This is a genomic window from Staphylococcus sp. AtHG25, assembly GCF_003217445.1.
GTDB lineage: Bacteria > Bacillota > Bacilli > Staphylococcales > Staphylococcaceae > Staphylococcus > Staphylococcus haemolyticus.
Genome location: NZ_QJSN01000005.1, coordinates 13915 through 39491, shown reverse-complemented (window position 1 = coordinate 39491; position 25577 = coordinate 13915). Strand labels below are relative to the sequence as shown.

Annotated in this window: 27 protein-coding genes and 2 pseudogenes; 1 reads left to right on the top strand and 28 read right to left on the bottom strand. The window is 30.4% G+C overall.

The window, feature by feature from the left end:
- Positions 1-6 precede the first annotated feature (6 nt).
- The 3 genes from hrcA to lepA all read right to left on the bottom strand — a co-directional run bounded on the left by hrcA (position 7) and on the right by lepA (position 4164).
- A complete protein-coding gene (gene hrcA / locus BDW31_RS05475; RefSeq protein ID WP_053024519.1) occupies positions 7-984 on the bottom strand; it encodes a heat-inducible transcriptional repressor HrcA in 978 nt (325 codons plus the stop codon).
- A 101-nt stretch (positions 985-1085) separates the two neighbouring features.
- Positions 1086-2207, bottom strand: coding sequence for a radical SAM family heme chaperone HemW (hemW, locus tag BDW31_RS05470; protein ID WP_110709305.1), 1122 nt, complete (start codon positions 2205-2207; stop codon positions 1086-1088).
- Between the two features lie 133 nt (positions 2208-2340).
- Positions 2341-4164 (bottom strand): translation elongation factor 4, encoded by a 1824-nt coding sequence (lepA, locus tag BDW31_RS05465; protein ID WP_053024521.1) that lies wholly within the window; start codon positions 4162-4164, stop codon positions 2341-2343.
- Between the two features lie 336 nt (positions 4165-4500).
- Between lepA and rpsT the strand changes: the two genes are divergently transcribed.
- A complete protein-coding gene (gene rpsT / locus BDW31_RS05460) occupies positions 4501-4752 on the top strand; it encodes a 30S ribosomal protein S20 (protein WP_011275628.1) in 252 nt (83 codons plus the stop codon).
- Between the two features lie 118 nt (positions 4753-4870).
- On the opposite strand, the gene holA is transcribed toward rpsT, so the two are convergent.
- From holA to BDW31_RS05340, 25 genes and pseudogenes are all read right to left on the bottom strand, one after another.
- Complete coding sequence (gene holA, locus BDW31_RS05455) at positions 4871-5845, bottom strand: DNA polymerase III subunit delta (RefSeq protein ID WP_037550686.1); 975 nt, start codon at positions 5843-5845, stop codon at positions 4871-4873.
- A gap of 75 nt (positions 5846-5920) precedes the next feature.
- Positions 5921-7789, bottom strand: coding sequence for a DNA internalization-related competence protein ComEC/Rec2 (locus tag BDW31_RS05450; protein WP_242305980.1), 1869 nt, complete (start codon positions 7787-7789; stop codon positions 5921-5923).
- A gap of 316 nt (positions 7790-8105) precedes the next feature.
- A complete protein-coding gene (locus BDW31_RS05445; RefSeq protein ID WP_011275624.1) occupies positions 8106-8564 on the bottom strand; it encodes a ComE operon protein 2 in 459 nt (152 codons plus the stop codon).
- Positions 8565-8634: 70 nt separating this feature from the next.
- Complete coding sequence (locus BDW31_RS05440) at positions 8635-9348, bottom strand: helix-hairpin-helix domain-containing protein (RefSeq protein ID WP_242318919.1); 714 nt, start codon at positions 9346-9348, stop codon at positions 8635-8637.
- A gap of 43 nt (positions 9349-9391) precedes the next feature.
- Positions 9392-10117 carry a class I SAM-dependent DNA methyltransferase gene (locus tag BDW31_RS05435; RefSeq protein WP_053024524.1) on the bottom strand — a complete coding sequence of 242 codons (726 nt, stop codon included), beginning with the start codon at positions 10115-10117 and terminating at the stop codon, positions 9392-9394.
- A complete protein-coding gene (gene rsfS, locus BDW31_RS05430) occupies positions 10118-10471 on the bottom strand; it encodes a ribosome silencing factor (protein ID WP_037550694.1) in 354 nt (117 codons plus the stop codon).
- Positions 10472-11056 (bottom strand): bis(5'-nucleosyl)-tetraphosphatase (symmetrical) YqeK, encoded by a 585-nt coding sequence (gene yqeK, locus BDW31_RS05425; RefSeq protein ID WP_053024525.1) that lies wholly within the window; start codon positions 11054-11056, stop codon positions 10472-10474.
- Positions 11046-11621, bottom strand: a complete 576-nt coding sequence (gene nadD, locus BDW31_RS05420) for a nicotinate (nicotinamide) nucleotide adenylyltransferase (protein ID WP_037550695.1) — start codon at positions 11619-11621, stop codon at positions 11046-11048. The genes yqeK and nadD overlap by 11 nt, the downstream gene beginning before the upstream one ends.
- A 3-nt stretch (positions 11622-11624) precedes the next feature.
- Positions 11625-11915: a ribosome assembly RNA-binding protein YhbY gene (gene yhbY / locus BDW31_RS05415; RefSeq protein WP_053024526.1), complete on the bottom strand. Its 291-nt coding sequence runs from the start codon at positions 11913-11915 to the stop codon at positions 11625-11627.
- A gap of 1 nt (position 11916) precedes the next feature.
- On the bottom strand, positions 11917-12723 hold the full coding sequence (aroE, locus tag BDW31_RS05410; protein ID WP_053024527.1) for a shikimate dehydrogenase: 807 nt from the start codon (positions 12721-12723) through the stop codon (positions 11917-11919).
- A gap of 12 nt (positions 12724-12735) precedes the next feature.
- Positions 12736-13836 carry a ribosome biogenesis GTPase YqeH gene (gene yqeH / locus BDW31_RS05405; RefSeq protein ID WP_053024528.1) on the bottom strand — a complete coding sequence of 367 codons (1101 nt, stop codon included), beginning with the start codon at positions 13834-13836 and terminating at the stop codon, positions 12736-12738.
- On the bottom strand, positions 13837-14364 hold the full coding sequence (locus tag BDW31_RS05400; RefSeq protein WP_037550701.1) for a YqeG family HAD IIIA-type phosphatase: 528 nt from the start codon (positions 14362-14364) through the stop codon (positions 13837-13839).
- A gap of 23 nt (positions 14365-14387) precedes the next feature.
- The gene (locus tag BDW31_RS05395) at positions 14388-15074 is read right to left on the bottom strand and encodes a 5'-methylthioadenosine/adenosylhomocysteine nucleosidase (RefSeq protein WP_053024529.1); all 687 of its coding nucleotides are present in this window, start codon (positions 15072-15074) and stop codon (positions 14388-14390) included.
- Between the two features lie 244 nt (positions 15075-15318).
- Entirely contained in the window at positions 15319-16575 is a 1257-nt protein-coding gene (locus BDW31_RS05390) for an NRAMP family divalent metal transporter (RefSeq protein WP_037550704.1), read from the bottom strand.
- A 12-nt stretch (positions 16576-16587) separates the two neighbouring features.
- Entirely contained in the window at positions 16588-17340 is a 753-nt protein-coding gene (pxpA, locus tag BDW31_RS05385; RefSeq protein WP_053024530.1) for a 5-oxoprolinase subunit PxpA, read from the bottom strand.
- The gene (locus BDW31_RS05380) at positions 17340-18701 is read right to left on the bottom strand and encodes an acetyl-CoA carboxylase biotin carboxylase subunit (protein WP_110709303.1); all 1362 of its coding nucleotides are present in this window, start codon (positions 18699-18701) and stop codon (positions 17340-17342) included. The genes pxpA and BDW31_RS05380 overlap by 1 nt, the downstream gene beginning before the upstream one ends.
- Positions 18702-18714: 13 nt before the next feature.
- Positions 18715-18945: pseudogene (locus tag BDW31_RS12940) on the bottom strand (acetyl-CoA carboxylase biotin carboxyl carrier protein); the annotation flags it as partial.
- A 108-nt stretch (positions 18946-19053) separates the two neighbouring features.
- Positions 19054-19164, bottom strand: a pseudogene (locus tag BDW31_RS12935) (acetyl-CoA carboxylase biotin carboxyl carrier protein subunit); the annotation flags it as partial.
- 3 nt (positions 19165-19167) lie between these two features.
- Entirely contained in the window at positions 19168-20172 is a 1005-nt protein-coding gene (locus BDW31_RS05370; protein WP_037550713.1) for a 5-oxoprolinase subunit C family protein, read from the bottom strand.
- Positions 20162-20890 carry a 5-oxoprolinase subunit PxpB gene (gene pxpB / locus BDW31_RS05365; RefSeq protein ID WP_053024531.1) on the bottom strand — a complete coding sequence of 243 codons (729 nt, stop codon included), beginning with the start codon at positions 20888-20890 and terminating at the stop codon, positions 20162-20164. The genes BDW31_RS05370 and pxpB overlap by 11 nt, the downstream gene beginning before the upstream one ends.
- A 533-nt stretch (positions 20891-21423) precedes the next feature.
- Positions 21424-21900, bottom strand: coding sequence for a transcription elongation factor GreA (gene greA / locus BDW31_RS05360; protein ID WP_037536682.1), 477 nt, complete (start codon positions 21898-21900; stop codon positions 21424-21426).
- Positions 21901-21974: 74 nt separating this feature from the next.
- Positions 21975-22598, bottom strand: a complete 624-nt coding sequence (gene udk, locus BDW31_RS05355) for a uridine kinase (protein WP_037536685.1) — start codon at positions 22596-22598, stop codon at positions 21975-21977.
- Positions 22598-23866 (bottom strand): peptidase U32 family protein, encoded by a 1269-nt coding sequence (locus BDW31_RS05350; protein ID WP_037550718.1) that lies wholly within the window; start codon positions 23864-23866, stop codon positions 22598-22600. The genes udk and BDW31_RS05350 overlap by 1 nt, the downstream gene beginning before the upstream one ends.
- 17 nt (positions 23867-23883) lie before the next feature.
- Positions 23884-24807: a peptidase U32 family protein gene (locus tag BDW31_RS05345; protein WP_053024532.1), complete on the bottom strand. Its 924-nt coding sequence runs from the start codon at positions 24805-24807 to the stop codon at positions 23884-23886.
- Between the two features lie 2 nt (positions 24808-24809).
- Positions 24810-25445, bottom strand: a complete 636-nt coding sequence (locus BDW31_RS05340; protein ID WP_053024533.1) for an O-methyltransferase — start codon at positions 25443-25445, stop codon at positions 24810-24812.
- Positions 25446-25577: the final 132 nt, after the last annotated feature.

Below are 25577 nucleotides of genomic sequence, written 5' to 3'. Positions count from 1 at the left end.
TTAAAATCACCATATTTGGTTAAGTAATTGAATCACATTTTGATAACGCATCGCTGTAGGTCCAATAACCGCAATTTGACCTTTTAATGAATTGTCGAAGTGATATTGACTCGTTACAATGGATATATCACTAAGACTTTCATCAATTTCTTTTCCTATCTTAACGTTAATATCATTTGATGTAATTGTCTGGAGCAATTCAGTGATTCTCTCAGATTCTAGATATTGTAAAATTGGTTGAATTGATGAAACATTTGATTCATTTAACGCATCAATTAGTTTAACCTTTCCACCTAAGAAAATGCTATTACTTTGTTTGCTAATATGAGAATTTATCATCTTAACAATGTCATTAATAAATTGATTCTCTTCATTTGAGCTAGCAAAAGAATTAATTTTATTCGATAGTTTGGTGCGCATTTCTAAATTATTGTTACTAATAAAATTAGAAATAGCGATTAATCTATCGGGTGATAACCCAAGTGAAGAATTCAAGTGAAAATGTTCAACATGACCAGAATTATAAATAATTACTAAAATCATGATCGAATCATTTGCTTTAATCAAATGAACATTATTAATCATTTCTTCACTATGCTTTGGACGTACAACTAAAGTTGCATAATGAGATTTCATTGACAACTCATTTGCAAAGTAGCTTAATGCTGAAGAAATATCATAGTGATTCTCAATCAATAGTTGATTTAAACGTTGTATTTTATTTTTATTTTGACGAGAGGTTTGTTTTAACAATTGATCGACATAAAGTCTAAACCCTTCTTCGGAAGGTGAACGCCCTGAAGAAGAATGCGTCTTCTCTAAAAAGTTCAAATCTTCAAGTTGCTTCATCTCATTCCTTATTGTTGCAGGACTGACATCTAAATGATGTCTATCAATCAAAGCTTTAGAACCTATAGGTTGTCCTAAATCAACATAATCTTCAACAATTGCATTTAAAATGCTTAATTGTCTTTGTGTAATCATGTTTTCACCTCATTAGCACTCTTTTGTCCTAAGTGCTAATTATAATTTATCAAATTGGTCAAAGTAAGTCAACGTTAAAGCTTTACTTTTTGGATTTTTTATTAATTTAATAAGAAAGCTTCAAACACTTCGTTACCTATAACCTTTCCTCTTTCAGTAAGTGAGATGTTTCCGTCCGTTTCAACCAAAAGTTGTTTTGATTTTAAATGAAATATTGTTTCTCCAAATATGTCATCTAATGATTGACCAAATTTTACCTCGAAACGTTCACGATTGACTCCTTTATTCATTCTCAAGCCTAAAAACATTTCTTCTTCCATCTTTTCGTTCAAGGTTGGACAACTAGAGGTTAAAACAGGTCGGTTTCCATTATTAATAGCATCAATATAGTGGCGAACTGGATTTAAATTTGTATAGCGTTTACCTTCAACATATCCACTTGCACCTGCTCCAAATCCGTAATATTCCTCGTTAAACCAATAAACTTTATTATGATCGGATTCATGATTAGTTTTAGCAAAGTTGGAAATTTCATATTGTTTAAAGTCGGTTTGATTTAATGTTTTCATTAGGTATTGGTACATTTCAGCGCCTAAGTCTTCATTCGGTAATTTCAATTTCCCTTTACGATACATATTATAAAACTGTGTCTTTGGTTCAAGTATTAAACCGTAACTTGAAATATGGTCAATATCCATATTAACTGCTTGGTTTAAACTATCTGCAAAATCATCTATCGTTTGTTCAGGTAAATGGTACATTAAGTCAAGACTTATCGAATTAATACCAGCTTTCCTAGCATTATTTACTGCATTATAGATATCTTGAGTATTATGTGTTCGTCCTAATAATTTTAATAACTCAGGTTTAAACGTTTGCACACCCATTGAAATTCGATTAACACCATACTGTTTAAGTAACTTAACTTTATTTAAAGTAAGTTCATCTGGATTTGCTTCAAAACTAAATTCGCCATTTATCGAGAATTTTGAATTTATCGCTTGTAATAAACGTTCTAATTGCATTTCACTTAGTGCAGTTGGCGTGCCTCCTCCAACGTACATGGTCTCTAGTTTTTTTGTTTTACTAAATGACATTTCTTTTATTAAGGCATCAATGTATTCATCTACTGGCTGTTTATCAATATAATATTTATTGAAATCACAATAAGTACAAATTCTCACACAAAAAGGTATGTGTATGTACGCACTTTTAACTTCCAATGTTACACCCCTTTTTAATAACTTAAAAAAGAGATTGAGACTTAGTAATATAAGTTAGTAGCTTCTTTATCAATAATATTCATTATTGTTATGATATCTACCAATATATATTCGTCTCGATCTCTTTTATGTTCTATTCATCATCCATTTTTAGTACAGCTAGGAAAGCGTCTTGAGGAATTTCAACACTACCTACGGCTTTCATTTTAGCCTTACCTGCTTTTTGCTTTTCAAGTAACTTACGTTTACGGCTAATATCCCCACCATAACATTTAGATAATACATTTTTACCCGTTGATTTTATGTTTGTTCTTGCAACAATTTTTTGACCAATAGCTGCTTGTACAGGTACTTCAAATTGTTGACGTGGTATAAGCGTTTTTAATTTTTCAACTAATGCTTTACCACGTTCGTATGCAAAGTCTTTATGGACAATAAAGCTTAAAGCATCAACTTTATCTCCATTAAGTAGGATGTCCATTTTCACTAAGTTACTTTCTTTATTTTTAATAAATTCATAATCAAAAGAAGCGTAACCTTTAGTGTTGGATTTAAGTTGATCAAAGAAATCAAAAACAACTTCAGAAAGTGGTATCTCGTATACGATATTAACTCTAATATCATCTAAATAATCCATATTAATAAATTGTCCACGTTTACGTTGGCATAACTCCATAACTGCTCCAACGTAATCGTTTGGAACCATCATTGTAGCTTTCACATATGGTTCATAAATTGAGTCAATCTTATCTCTTTCTGGCATTTGAGCCGGATTATCTACTGTAACCTCTGATCCATCTTTCATAATACATTGATAAATTACAGATGGCGCGGTAGCAATCAATTCAATACCAAATTCTCTTTCGATTCTTTCTTGAATGATTTCCATGTGAAGCATTCCTAAGAAACCTGTTCTAAAACCAAAACCAAGAGCCTGAGAAGATTCTGGTTCAAATTCTAATGAAGCGTCATTTAATTGTAATTTTTCAAGCGCTTCTCTTAAATCATTATAGTCTTTATTTTCAATTGGGAACAAACCACAATATACCATTGGGTTCATTTTTTTATAACCTTTTAATGGTGCTTCAGCTGGTCTATTAGCATGAGTAATAGTATCACCCACACGTGAGTCATCAACATTTTTGATGCTTGCAATAATATACCCTACATCACCTACAGTTAGTTCTTCGATAGGTAGTTGTTTAGGAGTATTAATGCCTACTTCACTAACTTCAAATTCTTTACCTGTAGCCATCATTTTAATTTTGTCACCAGCTTTAACGACGCCTTCCATCACACGTATTGATGAAATAACACCTCTATAAGGGTCGTATTCTGAATCAAAAATTAATGCTTTCAATGGTTCACTAGGGTCACCTTCAGGTGGTGGGACAACTTCTACAATTTTCTCTAAAATATCTTCAATACCAATATTTGACTTTGCACTTGCCATTACTACATCGTCTTGATCTAGACCAATTACATCTTCTAATTCTTGTTTTACTCTTTCAGGTTCAGCTGCAGGTAAATCAATTTTGTTTACTACAGGTAATAATTCTAGATCATTATCAAGTGCTAAATATACGTTTGCTAAAGTTTGTGCTTCAATACCTTGTGCTGCATCCACTACTAATATTGCACCCTCACATGCTGCTAAAGATCGTGAAACCTCGTATGAAAAGTCTACATGACCTGGTGTATCAATTAAATGAAATGTATAAGTTTGACCATCATTTGCTTCATATTTTAATCGCACAGCATTTAATTTAATTGTGATGCCTCGTTCTCTTTCAAGATCCATTGAATCTAATAATTGATCTTGCATTTCCCTTGTTTCTACAGATTTAGTATTTTCTAAAATTCTATCTGCTAATGTTGATTTACCATGATCAATATGAGCAATAATAGAAAAATTTCGTATATTTTCTCTTCTGTTATAGCGTTCTTGCATATCCATAGCCTATCATTCTCGCTTTCATAAAATTAGCCCGTATATGTATACATCTTTGATATAATAACGTTTTTAATGCTTAATTGCAAACGTAATTGTGCTATTAAAAAATTAAGCATAAGCTTAATAATTCATTACTTACATTACATTTTCATTTAGATTACATACTAATTATAAAGTGTTAAAGAGTGCATTCCAACAGTAATTATGATTTAATTCAGATTTTAATTACACTATACTTAATTAATGATTGCACAAATATGTATGTTTTGATAAAATATTTCTTGTTGTAATCAAAATAAAATTTGATATGCTTAAGATCACTTTTAGGAGGTGACAGTAATGCCAAATATTAAATCTGCTATTAAACGTGTTAGAACAACTGAAAACGCTGAAGCTCGTAATATTTCACAAAAAAACGCTATGCGTACTGCTGTGAAAAATGCTAAAACAGCAATCAACAATAATGCTGATAACAAAGCTGAATTAGTTAACTTCGCTATCAAATCAGTTGATAAAGCTTCACAAAGTAACTTAATTCATTCAAATAAAGCTGATCGCATTAAATCACAATTAATGTCTTCAAGTAAATAATTTGTTAAAAAGCGCGGAACTATGTTCCGTGCTTTTTTAATTGCTAGATAAATTCCCATATAATATTAATTATATGTTTATCACTGATTTAATTTAAATATTTGAATCTGATTAATATTTAAAGTGATAAAATAAATAATTCAAGAATTAAATGTTTGTCCATATATGAAGATTTTAGTTTATAATCTGTTTCGGCACAGTTATTAATAATATTTAGTAGTTGACCTAACTCGTAATAACGTACTTGATTTAATGCTAGTTTAACTCTATATGGGTGAACATTTATGGTCTTAGCAATTTGCTGGCCACTATAGCCCTTTTGAGCAAGAATTTTACATTGATAATATAATCTATAATTACTTGTAATAAGCGCCAATAATTTTATAGGATCTTCTTTCATAATTATTAAATCTCTTACTAATTGTATAGCCTTATCTTTCTGGTTCTTCTGAATGAATTCTGTTAAAAGAAAAACATTTTGCTCTAAACTTCTATTTATTATTAAACTAACATCATTTTTAGTAATAGTGGTTCTATCACCTAGGAATAATGAAATTTTGTCTAATTCTTGAGAAACGATATTAAAGTTAACACCAGTTAATTCTATAAACAGATTTAATGCATCTTGTTTTATATCTTTGTAATTCTCGTGTAACTGATTTTGTATCCATGATTTAATTTCTTGTTCTGACATTTGTTCTACTTTTGAAAGTTTACTAGTTTTCTTTAATGTTTTAGTTAATTTCTTTCTCTCATCTAATTTATTGCTATATATTTCAAAAATGACTAAGTTTTCACCATCGTATTTTTCTAAGAATTCAATAACTTGTTCATTATTTGGTGTAATATCTTTGTTAACTTTTTCACCAGTAAACATGAATGAATTTTTAACAACAATGACTTTCTTTTCAGATATAAAAGGCATAGTTAAAGCTTCTTCAATAACTGTAGACATATCAGTTTCATAAAGATTATATTTAATATAGTTAAAATCATCTTTATCTTCATTTAAGAATGAATGTGTCAGTTCATTGCTTTTCTTTTCAACTAATTCAGGCACTTCACCATATATTGCCATAATGTTATTTGCCATAATTGTGAACTTCCTTTCAAATATCAAACATTTATAATTATACCACGTCTGTTTAAAGCCTCACTAAATAAATAGCTAATTTTTGAATTTTATATCTAAATCATGGTCTAAGTCTATCGTTATTTCTCCAACATCTTGTGTGTTTAAAATTGAACTATTTGTAGATCTTAGCGTTTGTAACGTTTCTCGATTAGGTAAGTGATATTTATTGTTTTTACCATTTGAAATGATACTTATTGTTGGCTTTATTAAGTTAATAAATGATTCAGAACTACTAGTCTTACTTCCATGATGACCAACTTTCAATATATCAATTTTTGGTAATTGATATATTTTCATTAATTTTGATTCATTATTTTTTGTTACATCACCTAGTAAAAGCATCTTATATCTTTGATATTCAATAAGTAAAATGATGCTATGTTCATTTTTATCATTACTGTTGGGAATATCTCCATGTAAAAATGAAATTTTAGAATTATTTAGTTGAATAAATTGTATCGTTGTAGCATCTATTAATTCAATATTATTGATCTTACATAAACGTTTTATTTTTATTAATTCTATTTCAGAATAGCTATATAAGTTTATATATAACTTTTTGATTCTGATGTGTTGGGCGATATATGGTAATTCACCAATGTGATCGGCATGCGGATGAGTAATAATTAGATGATCAATTTTTGTAATTCTTTTTTGCTTTAATGTTGGTATAATATGATACTTAGCAATATTATGATTATCAATATTACCTATTTTAACCTCTTTACCACCGGTATCAACCATGACAGTTTCTTGTTTCCTTGTTTGAAAGATTAGACTGTCTCCTTGACCAACATCAAAGAAGGTTATCGTGCTAACATTTGGTCGAACGTTAAAAACACATAAAACTATAAACACGATAATGAATAAAAACAGAATTTTCATTTTTTTATAACAGAAAAAGATATAAATGAGTACTATCAATAATACGAAAATAGAAAATTCTACTGCCGATTTAGGTGCTATAAAAATTTGATAATATTTAAAAGTTAAAAATAAATCTAAAAGTTTGTTATGAACTATGTATATTTTGTCAAAAACTAAATTAGGCAATGCCGTATCACTTACAAAATGATAAGCAAAGAATAAAAATATGGCTAATGGAAAAATGATAAAACTATAAAATGGAACAAAAATGAGATTGGATAGTAATCCTATCCATTGAATTTGGTTAAAATGATAGATTGAAATTATAGTTGAAGAGAGTTGTGCGATAAATGTAAGTACAAAAATATTTTTAATGAAAGTTAATTTTTTAATAAGAGGAAATGAAATAATAATAAAAAATGAGATTATAAATGAAAATTGGAAACCAATGTCATATAGATAATCAGGCTTGAAAAAGGTCATAACTAAAAATATGAGACCTAGTATATCTATAGAAGCTATTTTTGTTTTATTTGAAATAAGTATGACAGTAGTTGTTGCTAAAATTGCTCTTAGTGCACTTGGTGCAAAACCAGTATAATATGCAAATATTGATAAAAATAAGATGATTAAACCATTAATAATTACTTTAGGAATGTTTAATCTTACAAGTGGTTGATAAATGAGAAATGAAATTGTTGCAATATGTGATCCGCTAACGGCTAATAAATGGTAGATACCGATATCTTTTACTTTATCAATGAAATCAGTATTGATTCCATTTACATCTCCAGTTACTAAAGCGATAACATATTCAGGATGAGATAAACTTGAATTGTTTAATTTTTTAATAATAAAGTCTCTTTGTTTTTCAATTATATTTTTACTTTTAGTAATATGACACGAATTTAAGTCTACATTACTTATAGAGACATAAGGAGTATGATTTAAACCACTAATTAGCTTGCCTTTAATAACACAAGATTTATTTTCTAGATCCTTTTCTTTTAGATTATTAGAATAAAGGTAATACACGAAAGGTTGATGCCTAAGTTCAAATATACCTTTTAGTTGTCTCTCTTGTTTCTCTATCTTGGAACCAAATTGAACTTCGGTAGATATATTAGAATTTGATTTAAGAAATTCGTCTTTATTTAAATTATATTCATTGTGAAAGTGTTCAAAAGTTAAGCCGGAAAATAAACAAATAATCAAAAAGAAAATATGTAGTAACTTTAATCTCTTTTGTAGCGAGATAATAATTAACAATAGAGTAATAAGAACGGCAACCCATTTTATATGTATCCATAAAATACCTGATATAAAAGATAATGCATAAAATATCATATATTTAGTTAGTCAAATATCGAGCTACATTTTGTGCTGAAAAAGGTATTTTTTTATAATCAATACCCGCTTGATCTAAAAGTTCTAGTGCGTATTTATGATTGTGATAGTCTTCAGCATAGTATATTTGTTTAATACCAGCCTGAATTATAGATTTTGTGCAATTAAGGCATGGGAAATGAGTAACGTATATAGTAGCTCCATCAGTCGATACACCTTGTTTAGCACATTGTAATAAAGCATTCATTTCGGCGTGAATGGTTCTAATACAGTGGCCATCTTCAATTAAACATCCTTCATCAATACAATGAACTTCTCCAGCTACTGACCCATTATAACCTCCAGCGATAATTCTATTGTCTTTAACGATTGTTGCCCCTACTGACAATCTTTGACAAGTTGAGCGCAAAGCTAATAGATGACTTTGCGCCATAAAGTATTCATCCCATTTCAATCTTTCCATTTTCTTCACTCCAATACGTAATTATTATAAATATTATAAAGTATCCTTAAATAGAAGCCAATAATCAATATTAAGTTGTTACATATTCCTTAATTCTTTCATAAGTTTTATCACCAATACCTTTAATATTTTTCAAATCTTCAATTGAATGAAACGTATTATTTTTTTGTCTGTAATCAATAATTTCTCTGACTTTAGTAGGACCAACACCCGGGATTTTTAATAATTCTGTTTCGCTTGCAGTATTTATATTCATCTTATTAGTAGATGATGAATTTAAAGACTTACTATGGCCACTTTTATTATTATCGTCATTTTGGGTTATGCGATTTTTATTTTCATTAGCAGAGGGAATATATATCATTTTTTGATCTGTTAACTTTTCAGATAAATTGACCTGACTCAAATCCGCGTCAGTAAGCAATTTAGCTTTATCTAACACATCTTTTATTCGATCTGAACTTTTCATTTTATAAACATTTGGGTGTTCTACTGCACCTTTAATATCTACAAAAACTATTTCGTCTCCATTTTGAATTGTATTAGATTTTATCTTATTATTAGTTTTATCATCATTTTTCAACACATCATGATTTTTTCCTTTTTGATTAGAGTTTACATGAGATGTAACAATAGGTTTAGTATCATTTGTGTCCTCATCTGATTTCGAATAAAATAGAAATAAAGCTATAGATATAATCACTAATATAGTGATACTCAATTGGAATTTCCATTGCTTAATAACATATAATAACTCTTTTTTATCTTTAAACAAAAAACTCATCTCCTTATATGTATAAACGTTTGAGGAGATGAGTTTACTTTATTTATTTAAAAGCTACGAAGAACAGGCGTTCACCATGATCATCGTGATTATTTCGGTTAAAGTCAATAAATGTTTCGATGTTTTTAAAACCTATTTGATTTAACATGTTTATATAAGTTTCTTTTTCAAAGGTTCTTTGATAGTGAGATTCATTAAATCGTTGATAAGTACCGTTATTGTCTTCTATAAAGAAACTCATTTCGTGATAAACGCTAAAAGGTTCATTACCTTCAATGGCTTCCCATGCTAAAAAGGTTGACTCATTTTCATCAATATAACATTGATTATGAAACAACGTACTCATCTTATAAATAGTGTGAACATCAAATATAAAAACGCCATTTTCTGATAAATGATTGAAAACATTTATAAATGTTTTATTTACATCTTCTATATCAGGTAAATAATTCAGTGAATCACAAAATATTGTTATTACATCAAATTTATTATTAAATGAAAAATCGGTCATATTTCCCTCTAACCATAATATTTGATTAGATTTGTTTGCAGCAATGGCTAGCATATCAGAACTTAAATCCATTCCTGTTACCGAACCAATAGTACTAAGTTGAGCAGTTAAACTGCCTGTCCCACAACCAAGATCAAGAATATTAGGCTTATGATTAAAATTTTGAGAATAATGTTGTACTATTTCAAACCATTTATCATAAGGTTGGTCTTGTGTAAGTTGATCATATACTTGACTCATTTCAACATATTGGGTCATTTAATAAGCAACCTGACCATATGATTCTATTGGTGCATCTTGATAGAGCTTCTCAATATTATAATAATTGCGTTCGTCTTTATGGAAGACATGAATAACTACATCTGCCAAATCAATTAAAACCCATCTGGCACTTTGATACCCTTCCATACGTTTAACATCAATAGCTTGTTCATGTGCAGCTTCTTTAACTGCTCTAGCAATTGATTGAACTTGACGTTCATTATTGCCGTGACAAATCACAAAATAATCAGTCATATCACTGATGCCTTTCATATTTAGAGAAACAATATCTTCTGCTTTTTTGTTTTCTGTCGCATCGACAGCAATATTTAATAATTCTTCTGAATTCATTTAATCATCCTTTATTCTTTGATCACTATAATTATAATAGTTTAAACATGAAATCGTTGTGCCATAAACTGTAATATCCTTACTGATTAAGAAAAGTACCGTTCGCTTAGAAATTTCATAAATCGTTTTATCTAAGCTACCTTGATTGTATGCCATATCTCTTATTTCTTCAACTCCTGGGGTTTTTCTCCCTGGTTCAATATAATCAGCAATGAATACAAGTTTTTCAGTTTTAGTCATTTCTTTACGTCCAGTTGTATGGTTCTTAATTGCTAGTAAGACTTCTTCATCTTCGACTCCAAATTCTGAGCGCATTATAGCGGCGCAGACAGGTCCGTGTAAGATTTCTCCACCATAACTTAATAATTCACTATCTAAATCATGCTGTCTAACAATTTGATACATAGTACTTAAATCATCATATTTGCAATAATCATGTAATACACCAGCTAAATTAGCTTTATCTTTATCACCATCATAAATTTCTGCTAATTTTACAGCAGTTTCAGCTACTCTTAACGAATGTTTGAATCGTTTTTCAGTTAGTTTATCTTTAATAAGTTCAATAGCTTTATCAATTTTCATAAAATCCTTCCTCTCTTATATAGTCGTGAATACTAGGAGGAACCAAGATATTTATTGGTTGTTTATTTTTTACACGATTTCGAATTAATGAAGAGCTAATATCCATTCTCGGTATTTGAATTGCTATCATTGAATCTTCTATTTCTTGATAGTTAACATCTCTGTTAACAACTACAAACGTTATTAGTTTTTTTAATTTATCAATTTCATACCATTTATCTAGTTGCTTATACTGATCAGTTCCGATAATGAAATAAATCTTAGCATTTTTTTCATTTTTTGCGAAATCTTTTATCGTATCATAAGTATAGCTTTGGCCTCTCCTGTTAAGTTCGATATCACAAATTTCACCAAAACCTAATTCATTAATTGCTAAATTTATCATTTTGATACGATATTTAGCATCTAAATATTCATCGTGAGTTTTTAAAGGTGCCATAAAACTTGGTAGGAAATAAAATTTATCTGGTTGAAGGTGATGATAAACTTCATTAGCAACTAACATGTGTGCAGTGTGTATTGGATTGAATTGACCACCATAGAGAACTATTGTTTTCTTATTCATAACTTATGGTAATGTAATTTCTTTATTATCAACTGATTCTCTATATATTACGATCATAGAACCAATCACCTGTACAATTTCACTTTTAGTTGCATTGCTTAACGTTACTGCTAGTTCATTTATATCATCAAAGTTATTTTGTAATACGTGTATTTTAATTAATTCTCTATTTTCAAGTGTATCATCGATTTGAGCAATCATATTTTCATTAATACCTGATTTACCAATTTGAAAAATAGGATCTAAATTGTGAGCTAAACTTCTTAAATATCTTTTTTGTTTTCCTGTTAACATATTAAACTCCTTGTAATTTATTTAATACTGTATTTTTCATTTCTTTTAAGTTTGGTTGTTTTCCCGTCCATATTTTAAAACTTTCAGCGCCCTGATTTATAAACATATCTAAACCATTATGAATCAGGTTACCTTTAAGTTCAGCTTCCTTTAATAACTTAGTTTTATATGGAATATAAATAATATCACTGACTAGTGTGCTTGATGATAGATTGTCTAATTTTATAACAGTGTCATCGTTATTATCTAGTCCTGCTGATGTTGTGTTGATGATAATATCAAATTCATCTAAATATTGTTCAGCTTGGTTTAATGAAATAGCATTAATATTCATATCCCATGATTCAAATCTACTCATCGTTCTGTTTGCGATTGTTAATTTAGGTTGAACAATCTTATTAAGTTCATTAGCAATTCCTTTACTTGCGCCACCAGCACCTAGAATAAGAATATAAGCATTAGCTAAATCAGGATATATTTGTTTGAGACCTGAAACATAGCCAATTCCATCTGTGTTATAACCAATCCATTTATTATCAACAATTTTTACAGTATTAACAGCTCCTACTGCTTTTGATTGATCATCAATTTCATCAAGATACTGAATAATACTCTCTTTATGAGGAATTGTCACATTAAATCCAACAATACGCTTATCTTCTATAATATTACGTATATTATGGAAGTCTTCTTTACGTACATGCAAAGCTTCGTACGAATCTTGCATATCTAATGATTTAAAGTTTGCATTATGCATTATTGGAGATAAAGAGTGGGAAATTGGATCGCCTATCACTGCATAATTCATAAATAATCCACCTTACATTATTGAATTTCTTAAGATTACATCAACATTTTTTGGTACACGCACAATAACTTTTGCACCTGATTCAATTGTTATAAACCCTAGACCGGAAATCATTATGTCTTTTTTCTCTTTTCCAGTCTCTAGTCTAACTGCTTTAGTATTACTCATATCAAATTGATCTGGGTTATTTGGTGGTGTTAAAACATTTCCAATTTGATTTCGCCATAAATCATTAGCTTTTTCTGTTTTGGTACGGTGAATATTTAAATCATTTGAAAAATAACAAACTAGCGGTCTTTTTCCACCTGAGACATAATCAATTCTAGATAACCCACCAAAGAATAACGTTTGCCCTTCATTCAGTTGGAAAACTCTTTGCTTAATTTCATTTTTAGGTACGATTGTTTTTAGCTCTTTTTCAGAAACATAGTGTGTCATTTGATGAGATTGAATAATACCAGGAGTATCATACATAAACGTTTTTTCATCTAAAGGTATGTCAATTAAGTCTAATGTAGTACCAGGAAATCTTGATGTAGTAACTACATTTTTCTCTCCTACACTTTGTTCAATCAATTTATTTATAAGTGTAGATTTACCTACGTTTGTTGTGCCTACTATATAAACATCCTGTTTATTTCGATTTTGGTCAATTGATGCTAGTAGACCATCGATACCCCAACCTTTTTGAGCAGATATTAATATAACATCGTCAGCATCTAAGCCATATTTTCTAGCAGTTTTCTTAAGCCATTCTTTTACTCGTCGTTTATTAATCTGTTTTGGCAGAAGATCTAGTTTATTAGCTGCTAAAATAATCTTCTTGTTACCAACTATTCGTTTTAAAGCATTAATAAATGATCCTTCAAAGTCAAATATGTCAACTACATTAACAATAATGCCATTTCGGTCAGATAGTTCATTTAATAAATTTAAAAAATCTTCACTATCCATTCCAACATCTTGAATTTCATTGTAATTTTTTAGTCTAAAACAACGTTGGCAAATAACATCCTCTCTAAAAAGGTTATGTTCAGGAACATAACCAGGTGCACTTTTATCTTCGGACTGAAGTGGCGCACCACAGCCAATACATTTTAATGTGTCATCCAATCAATTTTCCTCCCATGTGATATAGCCTTTATTTTTAAAGTAATTTAATAAGCGACGTTCAATAATACGGTTGAACTTTGTAATAAAACCATCTGTACGTTTAACAGGAACTACCATAATTGTATATAAACCATTTCGATTGCCTCCAAATACATCAGTTAACATTTGGTCTCCAATGACAATCGTTTCTTCTGGATTAATATTCATATGTTTAATAGCTTTTTTAAATGCTTTGCCCATAGGTTTTCTTGCTTTGAAAATAAAATCCACATCTAGATCTTTAGAAAAACTAGATACTCTATCTTCATTGTTGTTAGATACAATTGTAATTGTGATACCTAACTCATTTGCTCTTTTAAACCATTGCTGTATCTCTATAGTTGGAGATTTAACATCCCAACCCACTAAGGTATTATCTAAATCTGTGATAATACCTTTAAAACCAGCCTCAGCTAACTTTTCAATGTCTATTTGAAATACAGACTTAACGTAGTCATTTGGCATAAAAAATTTTTTTATTAATCCCATTTATTTATCACCTTTATTATTATTTATAAAACTTTAATTAATGCTTCAACAATTGAACTTGAAGATTTTGCGGCTTCGCCAAGAAACTCTTTAAAAGATATGTCTGCTTTACCATTAGCTAAATCTGAGACTGCACGTGTAACTATAAAAGGAACATGAAATTGATAGCAAGTTTGTGCAATTGCAGTTGCCTCCATTTCAACAGCCATAGCCTCAGGAAACTGTCGTTTAATTGTTAATCGCTGCTCTACACTACCAATAAAACTATCACCGCTAACAATTTGGCCAATTTTAGCATTATAATTTTTTTTATTAATTACTGTTTCTATCGATTTAAGTAGTTCTTGATCTGACTTAAATTCTAATGGCATTTGAGGTATTTGACCCAGTTTATAGCCAAATGCTGTTGCATCAACATCATGATAAACAACATCATTACTAATTAACATATCTCCAACAGATAAACTCTCATCTAACGCACCGGCAGATCCAGTGTTGATGATGAGTTTTGGATTGAATTTTTCAATTAATAACGTAGTTGAAATAGCAGCATTTACTTTGCCAATACCACTTTGAGTTAACACTACTTCTGTTGAATTTAATTTCCCTCTATAAAACTTTACATGTGCAACAGAAATTTCATTCATATCTGTTAATTTGTCTTTTAGTATAGCTACTTCTTCTTCCATAGCTCCTATAATTCCAATCATATTAACACCTCAGTCTTTATCTTAGCAATTGCTATTTTATCATATATTTTTATTCATCACGACAATGTTATTTACTCTTTAATTAAAAAAATAAATTCATCTAATATAAAAGCTTTTGAGGTCATGAAGTTAATGCACTAAATTAATTTAAACTTGTAAAAAAAAGACCGTTTCTATTAAAATTTAATAGAAACAGCCTTAAAGAATTATATAAGCACTTTACGGTGTGCTCATTATTGAAAATTTAGCCTTTCCAAAGCGTAGCTAAATCTTGTAGTGAGAAAATACCAGTTACAATTGTTACAATCACTGCTACTATACCGAAAATAAGCATCCATGTAGGGTGTTTGTAGTCTCCGACTATAGATTTTTTACGACTTGCAATTAAAATAGCCCCAAGTGTAATAGGTAAAATCCAACCATTTATTGCACCAGCAATAATAAGTAAACTAATAGGTTTACCAATAAATAAGAAAATTAAAGTCGAAACAACAATAAAGATAATTACAATAAGATTATTTTTAGTCAATAATGATTTATGTAATGTTTTCAAGAATGTAGCACTTGTATATGCTGATCCTATAACAGATGACATAGCAGCAGCAAAAATAACTACACCGAAAATATTTTTACCAATAGGTCCTATTGCATGTTCAAATACAGATGCAGGTGGGTTATCAGTGCTTAATGTTACTCCAGTAACCACAACTCCTAATACTGCAAGGAATAATAATGTTCTCATAATACCGGTTGTTAATATACCAGCAATAGCAGAACGGTTTACAAATGGTAAGAATTCTTTCCCTTTCATTCCAGAATCTAAAAGTCTGTGTGCACCAGCAAATGTAATATATCCACCCACTGTTCCTCCGACTAGTGTAATAATTGGTAAAATTAATTTAACCGGATGTTCAGGAGCAAATGTGTGAACTAAAGCATCTCCATATGGTGGATTTGAAACAACCATAACATATGCAACTACTAGTATCATAACAACACCTAAAATCATCGATACAAAATCCATGATTTTTTGTCCACTTTTACTTACAAAGATTAATATTGAGAAGATAGCTGTAATTGCAGCACCCCATTTAATATCTAATCCAAACATAGCATTTAACCCTAGGCCAGCACCGGCAATATTACCAATATTAAATGCCAGTCCTCCAAATGCAATTAGTATGGAAATTAAAGTACCAAGACCTGGCATAACTTTATTAGATACTTCTTGTCCACGAAGTCCAGTTACTACAAGCACACGCCAAATGTTAATTTGTGCTCCAATATCAATTATAATGGAAATTAATATTGCGAATGCGAAGCTAGCGTAAAATTCTGCAGTGAATACAGCGGTTTGAGTTAGAAAAGCTGGTCCAATGGCTGAAGTTGCCATTAAGAATACAGAACCGTACAGTAATCGTCTGTGATTTTTTGTGAATTTAAATTCCTTTTCATTTGGTTTAATTTCTTGATTTGGATTTTGGTTTAAGTTTTCTCCCATAATAGCTCCCCCTTATAAGGATTGAATATCAATGCCTTCTTTCGTTAATTTTTCTCTAATTTGCGATACAAATTCTAGTGCATGAGCCCCATCGCCATGCACACAAATCGTATCAGCTTTTAAATCAATTTCTTTTCCGTTTTTACTAACAACTTTGTTTTCAATTACCATTTTTAAAACTTGATCCAAGGCTTCTTCAGTATTAGTGATTACTGCATCTGCCTCTTTACGACTAACGAGTTGACCATTGTCTTCATATCGTCTGTCAGCAAACACTTCAGATGCAGTACGTAATCCTAATGATTCAGCTTCAGTAATTAATAATGTATTTGATAACCCTACTAAGATTAGTGAAGAATCAAAATCATATACAGCTTGAGCAATTGCATGTGCAATGTTTTTGTCTTTAGCACCCATATTGTAAAGTGCACCGTGAGGTTTAACATGATTAATACGTGTTTGATGTACCTTACAAAATCCATCTAACGCACCAAGTTGATAAACAACTAAATTATAGATTTCTTTTGGTGTAATATCCATGTTGCGACGACCAAATCCTTTTAAATCTGGTAATCCAGGATGAGCCCCAATACCTACAGCATTGTCTTTGGCAAGTTTAATTGTGTCATACATGACATTTTCATCGCCAGCATGGAAGCCACAAGCAATATTAGCTGATGTAATTAATGGAATGATATGATTATCTCCACCGAATGAGTAATTTCCAAACGCTTCACCTAAGTCACAATTTAAGTCTATGCGCATTATAACTCCACTCCTTCGATTATTTGATGTTTTTCAAGGAATTTAATATCTACTTCACTTGCATCATCATTTGCATAAAGTGGGTAACTTAAAACTGCATATAAAAAGTCTGCAGTTGTTGTAAATCCTTCTATAACCATTTCATCAAGTGCTACTTTTAATTTGTTTATAGCTGTTTTTCGATCAGTATCTTTTAATATAACTTTAGCAACTAGCGAATCATAATAAGGTGATACTTGATACCCTGGATACAACAGAGAATCGACACGGATGTTGAAACCTTGAGGTAAATGTAACTTTTTAACTTTACCAGGCGTAGGTTGAAATTTCTTTTCTGGATTTTCAGCATTGATACGTGCTTCAATTACATGTCCATTAAACACAATATCATCTTGAGAAAATGGTAATTTATCATGTTGCATTAAGTATAATTGAGCTTGTAATAAATCTCTATCAGCGCGCATCTCTGTAACAGTATGTTCTACTTGAATACGTGCGTTCATTTCAATAAAGTAGTGTGCATCCTTAGTTACTAAAAATTCAATTGTACCTGCACTTCGATAATGTGATGCTTTTGCGACTGCAACTGCATCTGCGCATATCTGTTGGCGTCTCTCTTCAGTTAAAGCGGCACAAGGAGATTCTTCTATTAATTTTTGGTTTTTACGTTGAACCGAGCAATCTCTTTCGCCTAAATGTACATAATTACCTTTACCATCACCAATAATTTGTACTTCCACGTGTTTCGCCACAGGTATAAATGCTTCAACATAAACTCTGTCATCGTTAAAGTATTTTTGTCCTTCGCTTTTCGCTTCTTTAAGGGATTTTTCAAGTTGTTCTGGCTCTTTTACTATACGGATGCCTTTTCCGCCACCACCACTTGCTGCTTTTAAAACAACAGGATAGCCAATTTCTTCAGCTAGTTCCTTTATTTCATCAACTGAATTAACTGCATCTTTAGATCCTGGAATTACAGGAACATCTGCATCATCTACAGTTTGTCGAGCAGTTATTTTATCACCCATTAGTTCCATTGTTTTCTTACTTGGACCAATGAATTGAATATTATTTTCTTCTACTTTTTCAGCAAAAGTTGTACTTTCAGATAAAAAACCATATCCTGGATGGATTGCATTAGCACCTGTAATTTCTGCTGCTCCAATAATTCGCTCAATATTTAAATAACTATCTAAAGGATTTGCTTCACCAATACAAACTGATTGATCAGCTAAACTAACATGTAAACTTTGCTCATCTCCTTTAGCATATATCGCAACGGTCTCGATTCCCATTTCACGACAAGCTCTAATTATACGGACCGCAATTTCTCCTCTATTTGCTACTAAACAACGATACATTTAGCTGTCCCCCTTATTTAACTTTTACTAGTACTTGATCATATTCAACATTTGTACCATGATCTGCTACTATTTCAGCAACTTCTCCATCTACATCGCTAGTTATTTCATTCATAACTTTCATCGCTTCTACATAACCAATAATGTCACCAACTTTAATTTTATCTCCAACTTTAATTTGTGGATCAGTTAACTCTTTACTATCTTGTAAGAAGAAAGTACCCACCATTGGTGAAGAAATTTCTTTAGAAGTTTCTTCACTTGCACTCGTTTGAACTTGTTGTGGATTTTCATCATTTACAGTGTTTGTACTTACTAAGTTTTGGTTTGAAGACACATTAGATGATTGATAACCCTCAGTGAAATCTAATTCTAATTCGCTTTTATTATCCTTAAATTTAAAACGTTTAACGCCATTTGATTTAACTAAGTTAATAACTTCTTCTATTTTTTTTATATTCATCTATTATTTCTCCTCTTCAATTAATTTTGCTAATTTTTTTGATGTTGCTCGCATTGAATGCATATTAAATATTGGAGCCTTTGTCACTGATTCTAACTTTTCTTCAAAATGTTGATTAAAGTTTTTTAACATAGCATTCGCTTCATCCACAGATATCCATTTAAACTGTATCACATCACCTGGCTTAAATTGAGCTAGTTTTTTAAGATCTAATTGACTCACTGTAGCAATTTTTGTATAACCACCAACTGTTTGTTTATCATTCAAAAGTATTATCGGATTGCCATCATTTGGAACTTGGATACTACCCAAACCTACAGGTTCTGATATGATATCAGCTCCATTATCTGGTGGAATGTTGTCACCGATAAGTCTATATCCCATTCGATCTGATTGGTCAGATATTTTATATTCCGATTCAACTAAGGTCTTTCTTTTTTCACGTGAGAAAGCATTTACTTGAGGACCTTCTATAATATGAATAATATTGTCTTGTTCTATTGCATCATAGTCGCTTGATTTTCCAAGATTAACCTTAAAGTTGCTATTTTGCACAACTTTAATATAATCGTCTTTTTTCAAAGCTCTACCATCAAAACCACCTAATTTACTTCTTGTATGTGTAGAGTAGCTACCAGCAACCATCTCAATATCAAGGTGATGACCAAAGAAAATATAACCACGTGCACCCTTTATTGCTGGCCCAAATTCAAGTACATCGCCTTTATTTGCTAATAAGACATTATTATTGGAAATATTAATATCATTTAATTTTGCATTAAATTGACCACCTGTTATTACAAAGGTGTTAGCTTGAGTAAAAGTCAATGTTGGTCCAATGATAGTAAATTCTAGGCTAGGACCGCTATTTCCGATTAGTTTACGTCCTAAGTTATAACTAAATTGATCCATTGCACCAGACCCGGAGAAACCTAAATGTTGATATCCAAAACGGCCTTTATCTTGAACGGTAGTGAAAAGACCTGGTTTCAAAATCTTAATGCCCACTACGAGTCACCCACTTTTCTTTATTAAATCTTCCGTCATTGATTTCACTTTCAATTTGATTATACGTCTTCTCATCTATCGAGTAGAATTTAATATAATCACCAGCTTCATACAATGTCATAGGTTCAGAATATTGATCAAAGACTTTTAAAGGTGTTCTTCCAATAATTTGCCATCCTCCAGGTGAATCAGAAGGATATAAACCTGTTTGATTGTTAGCTATCCCAATTGAACCAGCATTAATTTTAACTCTTGGTTCAGATCTTCTAGGAGTATGAATATGTTCGTCTAAACCACCCAAGAATGGGAAACCAGGCATAAAACCTAGCATATATACAAGGTATTCATTAGTTGTATGGATTTGAACAACTTCTTCTATAGATAAGTTGTTATAACTAGCTACCTCTTCTAAATCAGGTCCCATTTCTAAGTTATATAATACAGGAATATGTATAACATTTTTTTTAGAGTATGTATCCTCTTTCGAAACTTTGAGCTTATCTAATTCTAATTTTTCAATCAATTGTTTGTAATCGATTGAATCATTATTGAAATTAATCATAATAGCTCGATATGATGGGATAACATCTTTAATATCTGGAATATTTTTGGACAGAATATGTTGTGTAGTTAAATCAACCTCTTGATAATTAACTTCACTTATTTCTTCTTTGAAATAAAGCAATAGCGATTGCTCATTTATAACTTTAACTTCCAATCCATTGTCTCCCCTTTAATATTATTAATTGTATATTTGCGCCTTAAAAAAATGATTTAATATTTTAAATAATCATATTTTACCTATATGTATAGAAAATTATAACATTATAATATCTTAGTTGTTTAATAAGTATTTCAAATTATGAATAATAAAAAAAGCGAGACGAAATGTAATCGCTTACTTAATAGTGTAATTGGCAAATGATTCAATTGTATTTACAACGTTATTTAAGCATATAAAACTAATTTTGTCATGAAAAAGTTCAGATTTTCAAATTAATATGATAAAATATATGAGTTTTTGTAACATAAAGTATAATTTTATCTTAAAATTATCATATTCTAGCTGATAACTTTTTTAATATCACTTTATTAAAATTAATACAATAGCATTATTGGGTTATTAAAAAAAGCTATGAAAGAAATCATTGATACTTGATTTCTTTCATAGCCAATATAAATATGCATTTAATTAATGTAAATAGCAAAAGATTTAAAGAGTTTGTAAAACTTTATTCAGAAAAAATCTATCTATTTAATATTTACAATTTTAACATTAATTTCTCCACCATTTGGTAGAGGTACTCGAACTTCATCTTTTAAACTTTTACCAATTAAAGCTTTAGCCATTGGTGATTCATTTGAAATTTTACCGTTGAATGCATCTGACTCTGCAGAGCCCACGATTTGATAACTTTCTTCTTCATCTCCAGGTAACTCAATGAAAGTAACAGTTTTTCCAATTTGTACAACGTTGTTATCACCAGTATCCTCAATGATTAGAGCATATCTAAGCATATGTTCTATACGTTGAATATCTTGTTCGATAAAACCTTGCTCATCTTTAGCAGCATCATATTCTGAGTTCTCAGATAGGTCACCAAATGAACGTGCTACTTTGATTTTTTCAACAACTTCTGGACGTTTAACTGTTTTTAATTCTTCTAATTCTTTTTCTAATTGTTCATAACCCTCTTGAGTCATTGGATATTGTTTTTGATTTTCCATTATGTCATCTTCCTTTTTCAATTAATATGGTTTAGTCATTAAATATATAGTTTTTGATACATATTGTAACTTACTTATTGTTTACTAACCAATGTTTGAATTTTAGTAGTCATTATATCAATTGCAACCTTGTTACTTCCACCTTCTGGAATGATAATATCTGCATATTTCTTAGTAGGCTCAATAAATTGATTATGCATTGGTTTGACAACATTTAAATATTGGTTAATTACTGATTCCATAGATCGACCACGTTCTTTAGTATCACGAACTAGCCGTCTAAGAATTCTTAAATCTGCATCAGTATCAACGTATATTTTAACATCCATCATATCACGTAGTGTTTTATTTTCTAAAGCAAATATGCCTTCTACGATAATAACATCTTTAGGTTCAAATGCAATGGTTTCTTCACTACGTGTATGATTTGAATAATCATATGTAGGAACTTCGACTGCATGACCATTTCGTAAATCTTTTAAATTTTCTATTAGCAAATCATTGTCAAATGCAAAGGGATGGTCATAATTTGTTTCTAATCGCTCTTCAAATGTTAAATGTGATTGATCTTTATAATAATAGTCTTGAGCAAGTAATGCGACACTATGGCCTTCTAAATTCTTCATGATTTCGTTTGTAACTGTTGTTTTACCAGATCCTGAACCACCGGCAATACCAATAATTGTTGTGTTTGCCATTATCTAATTTCCTTTCTCATCATGTTCTTAGGATAAATTGGATGATCTACTTTGATTTGTACAATTTGAAGTGGGTGACGAGCAGCATCTAGACTATTGCCCTCCTCATCAAATATGGCATCAATAACTTGTCTAAAACTTTGTATTTCAGGTCCAAAGAATTCAATTTCTTGACCTGGTTTAAAGTGATTTCTTTGTTGTATTGTAGCAATTTGAGTAGTTTCATCATAATCTATTACTAATCCACAAAAATCGTAAGGTGATTTTTTATTTTGTTGAACACCAAACATTTGCTCTTCATATCCTGGTGTACCTTCAAAAAATGCTGGTGCAGTATCTCTATTAGCACATTTATCTAATTCTTTTAACCATTCAGGATTAATTTTAAAATTCTCAGGATCTTCAGCATAAGCATCAATAACTTTTCTATAAACTGATACAACTGTAGCTATATAATGAATAGATTTCATTCGCCCTTCTATTTTTAAAGAGTCGATACCGATTTCCATCATTTGAGGTATTGATTCAATTAATTTTAAATCCTTAGGACTCATAGCAAATGGTACGGTGTCTCCATCTTGATAATAAAGATCAAGTTCACCGTCATTATCTACTTCTAATAAATCGTAATCCCAACGACAACTTTGACAACAACCACCCCTGTTAGAGTCTCTAGCTGTCATATGATTACTAAGTGTACAGCGACCTGAATATGCAATACACATTGCACCATGTATAAATGCTTCAATTTCAATGTCTACATTTTCTTTCATTTCTTTCATTTCCATCGCACCAGTTTCACGTGCTAATACTACTCGATCTAAACCTTCTTCTTTCCAGTATTGCACCGCTTTAGTATTAGACAATGACTGTTGTGTCGACAAGTGTATTTCTAATTTAGGAGCAACTTGCTTACAAGTTTCAATAATTAAAGGATCTGCAACAATGATTCCGGTAGCACCCGTTTTTTCTAATTTAATTAAATAATTTTCCAGACCTTTAATATTCTCGTCATGAGCGATAATATTAGTAGTTACGTAAATTTTTGCATTATATTGATTTGCGAATTCAACGCCTTCTTTAATTTCAGCCATAGTAAAATTATCAGCATTAGAACGCAAACCATATTCTTGACCACCTAAAAATACTGCATCTGCACCATAATGTACTGCAATCTTTAATTTTTCTAAATTACCAGCAGGCGCTAATAATTCGGGCTTTTTAATTTTACTTTTCTCTTGTGTTTGAATTTCAGTCAATGTTTTCATTTTTTATCGCCTCCTTTTTAATAAACTGTTTGTTTATATAAAAATCCTTCATCAAATGGACGATGTTCTGGTTGGATTGCTTCAATTGGATCTACTAACATGAATTTTTCATCTTCATATGCTTCAGGATCTTCATTATATAAATCTATAGCTTCTCTGTATTGAGCTGTAACAGTGTTTATATATTCTTCACTTTGCAGAATTCCATCTATCTTAAAAGAATCAATTCCAGCTTCAAATAGTGGCTCGAGTTCTTCAATTAAGCAGATATCATTTGGAGACATTATATGTGTACCATTAAAATCTTCAAATACAGGATATTTATTATCACGTTCTTCGTCATATAGGAGTAACTCTTTATCATCATTTTCACGTTTAATCTTCATTTGTCTATCTTGGAAAGTATAATAGTTCCCAAGCAACATGCGTTTAGATTGGAACATACAAGTCATCCCATGTACTTGAACTTCAATTTCAACATTTGCATTCTCTTTTATATTTATTATTTCATCTAAGTTTAATTCTCTCGCTAGAAGTGCTCGTTTGGCACCTCTTTTCCCCCAATAGTTACATTGGAAATAGTTAGTTACTATAGTTTCAGCATCCCAATTTAGTGGTATCGGATTATGTTGATTTTTGACATACATGACGACTGCAGGGTCACCAAATATAATTCGGTCTACTCTAACTTCATGTAAGAAATTAATATAGTCTTCCAATGCATTTAAATGATAATTGTGGAAAATGCCATTTACAGCAACATATATTTTTCTATCATGCTCATGCGCTAATTTGACTGCTTGTTTAATATCCTCACGATTAAACTCTCCTGGTAATCTTAACCCAAATTTTTGTTCACCAATAACAAATGCATCTGCACCAATATCTATTAGTGTTTCTAAATGACTTAATGATTTAGGAGTAACGAGTAATTCCGTCATAATTATTCTCCTTTAATTGATATTGCTAACCCATCATCCATATTTATAAAGTTAGTACTGTAATTTTCTAGACTAATTAGCCAATCATTAAATTTTTGAACTTTTTTAACCATTTGCTTAACATTTCTAGAACGTACAATATCTATATTCGATACAAAACCGTGGTATAGAACATTATCTGTAATGACTAGTCCACCATTTCTTAATAGTGGTGTGTAATATTCAAAAAATTTCTTTGATTGAGCTTTTGCTGCATCAATAAAAATAATGTCATATTGTTTATCACTGACTTTATTATATTGCTCTAAAGCATTTCCCTCTATAAGTCTTATTTGTGATGAGTAGCCATAAGTTTCGAAATTTGATTTAGCTTGTGTAATCATTTTCTCATCACGCTCTATAGTCGTAATATGTATATCATTTGATACGGATGCAAATTGCATTGAACTATACCCTATTGCAGTGCCAATTTCTAGAATGTTTTTTGCATGATGTATCCGAATTAATTGTTTAATCATCTCTAGGGATAATCTATCGACAATTGGTACAGCATTTTGCTCCGCATATTCTCTTAACGTTTCAATTTTATTATCTGTTTTACGATGTATATCCAATAAATACTGCTGGTTAGCTTCCATTAATTTACTTCCTTTTTAAAGACAAAATGACATTAAAAAATAAACCAGTCGATATGGAGTTATCCGCTAAACTTTAAAAGTTTTAAATAAACTTAACCGTGCTAGGATAACTTATACTTATAAATGTATGAC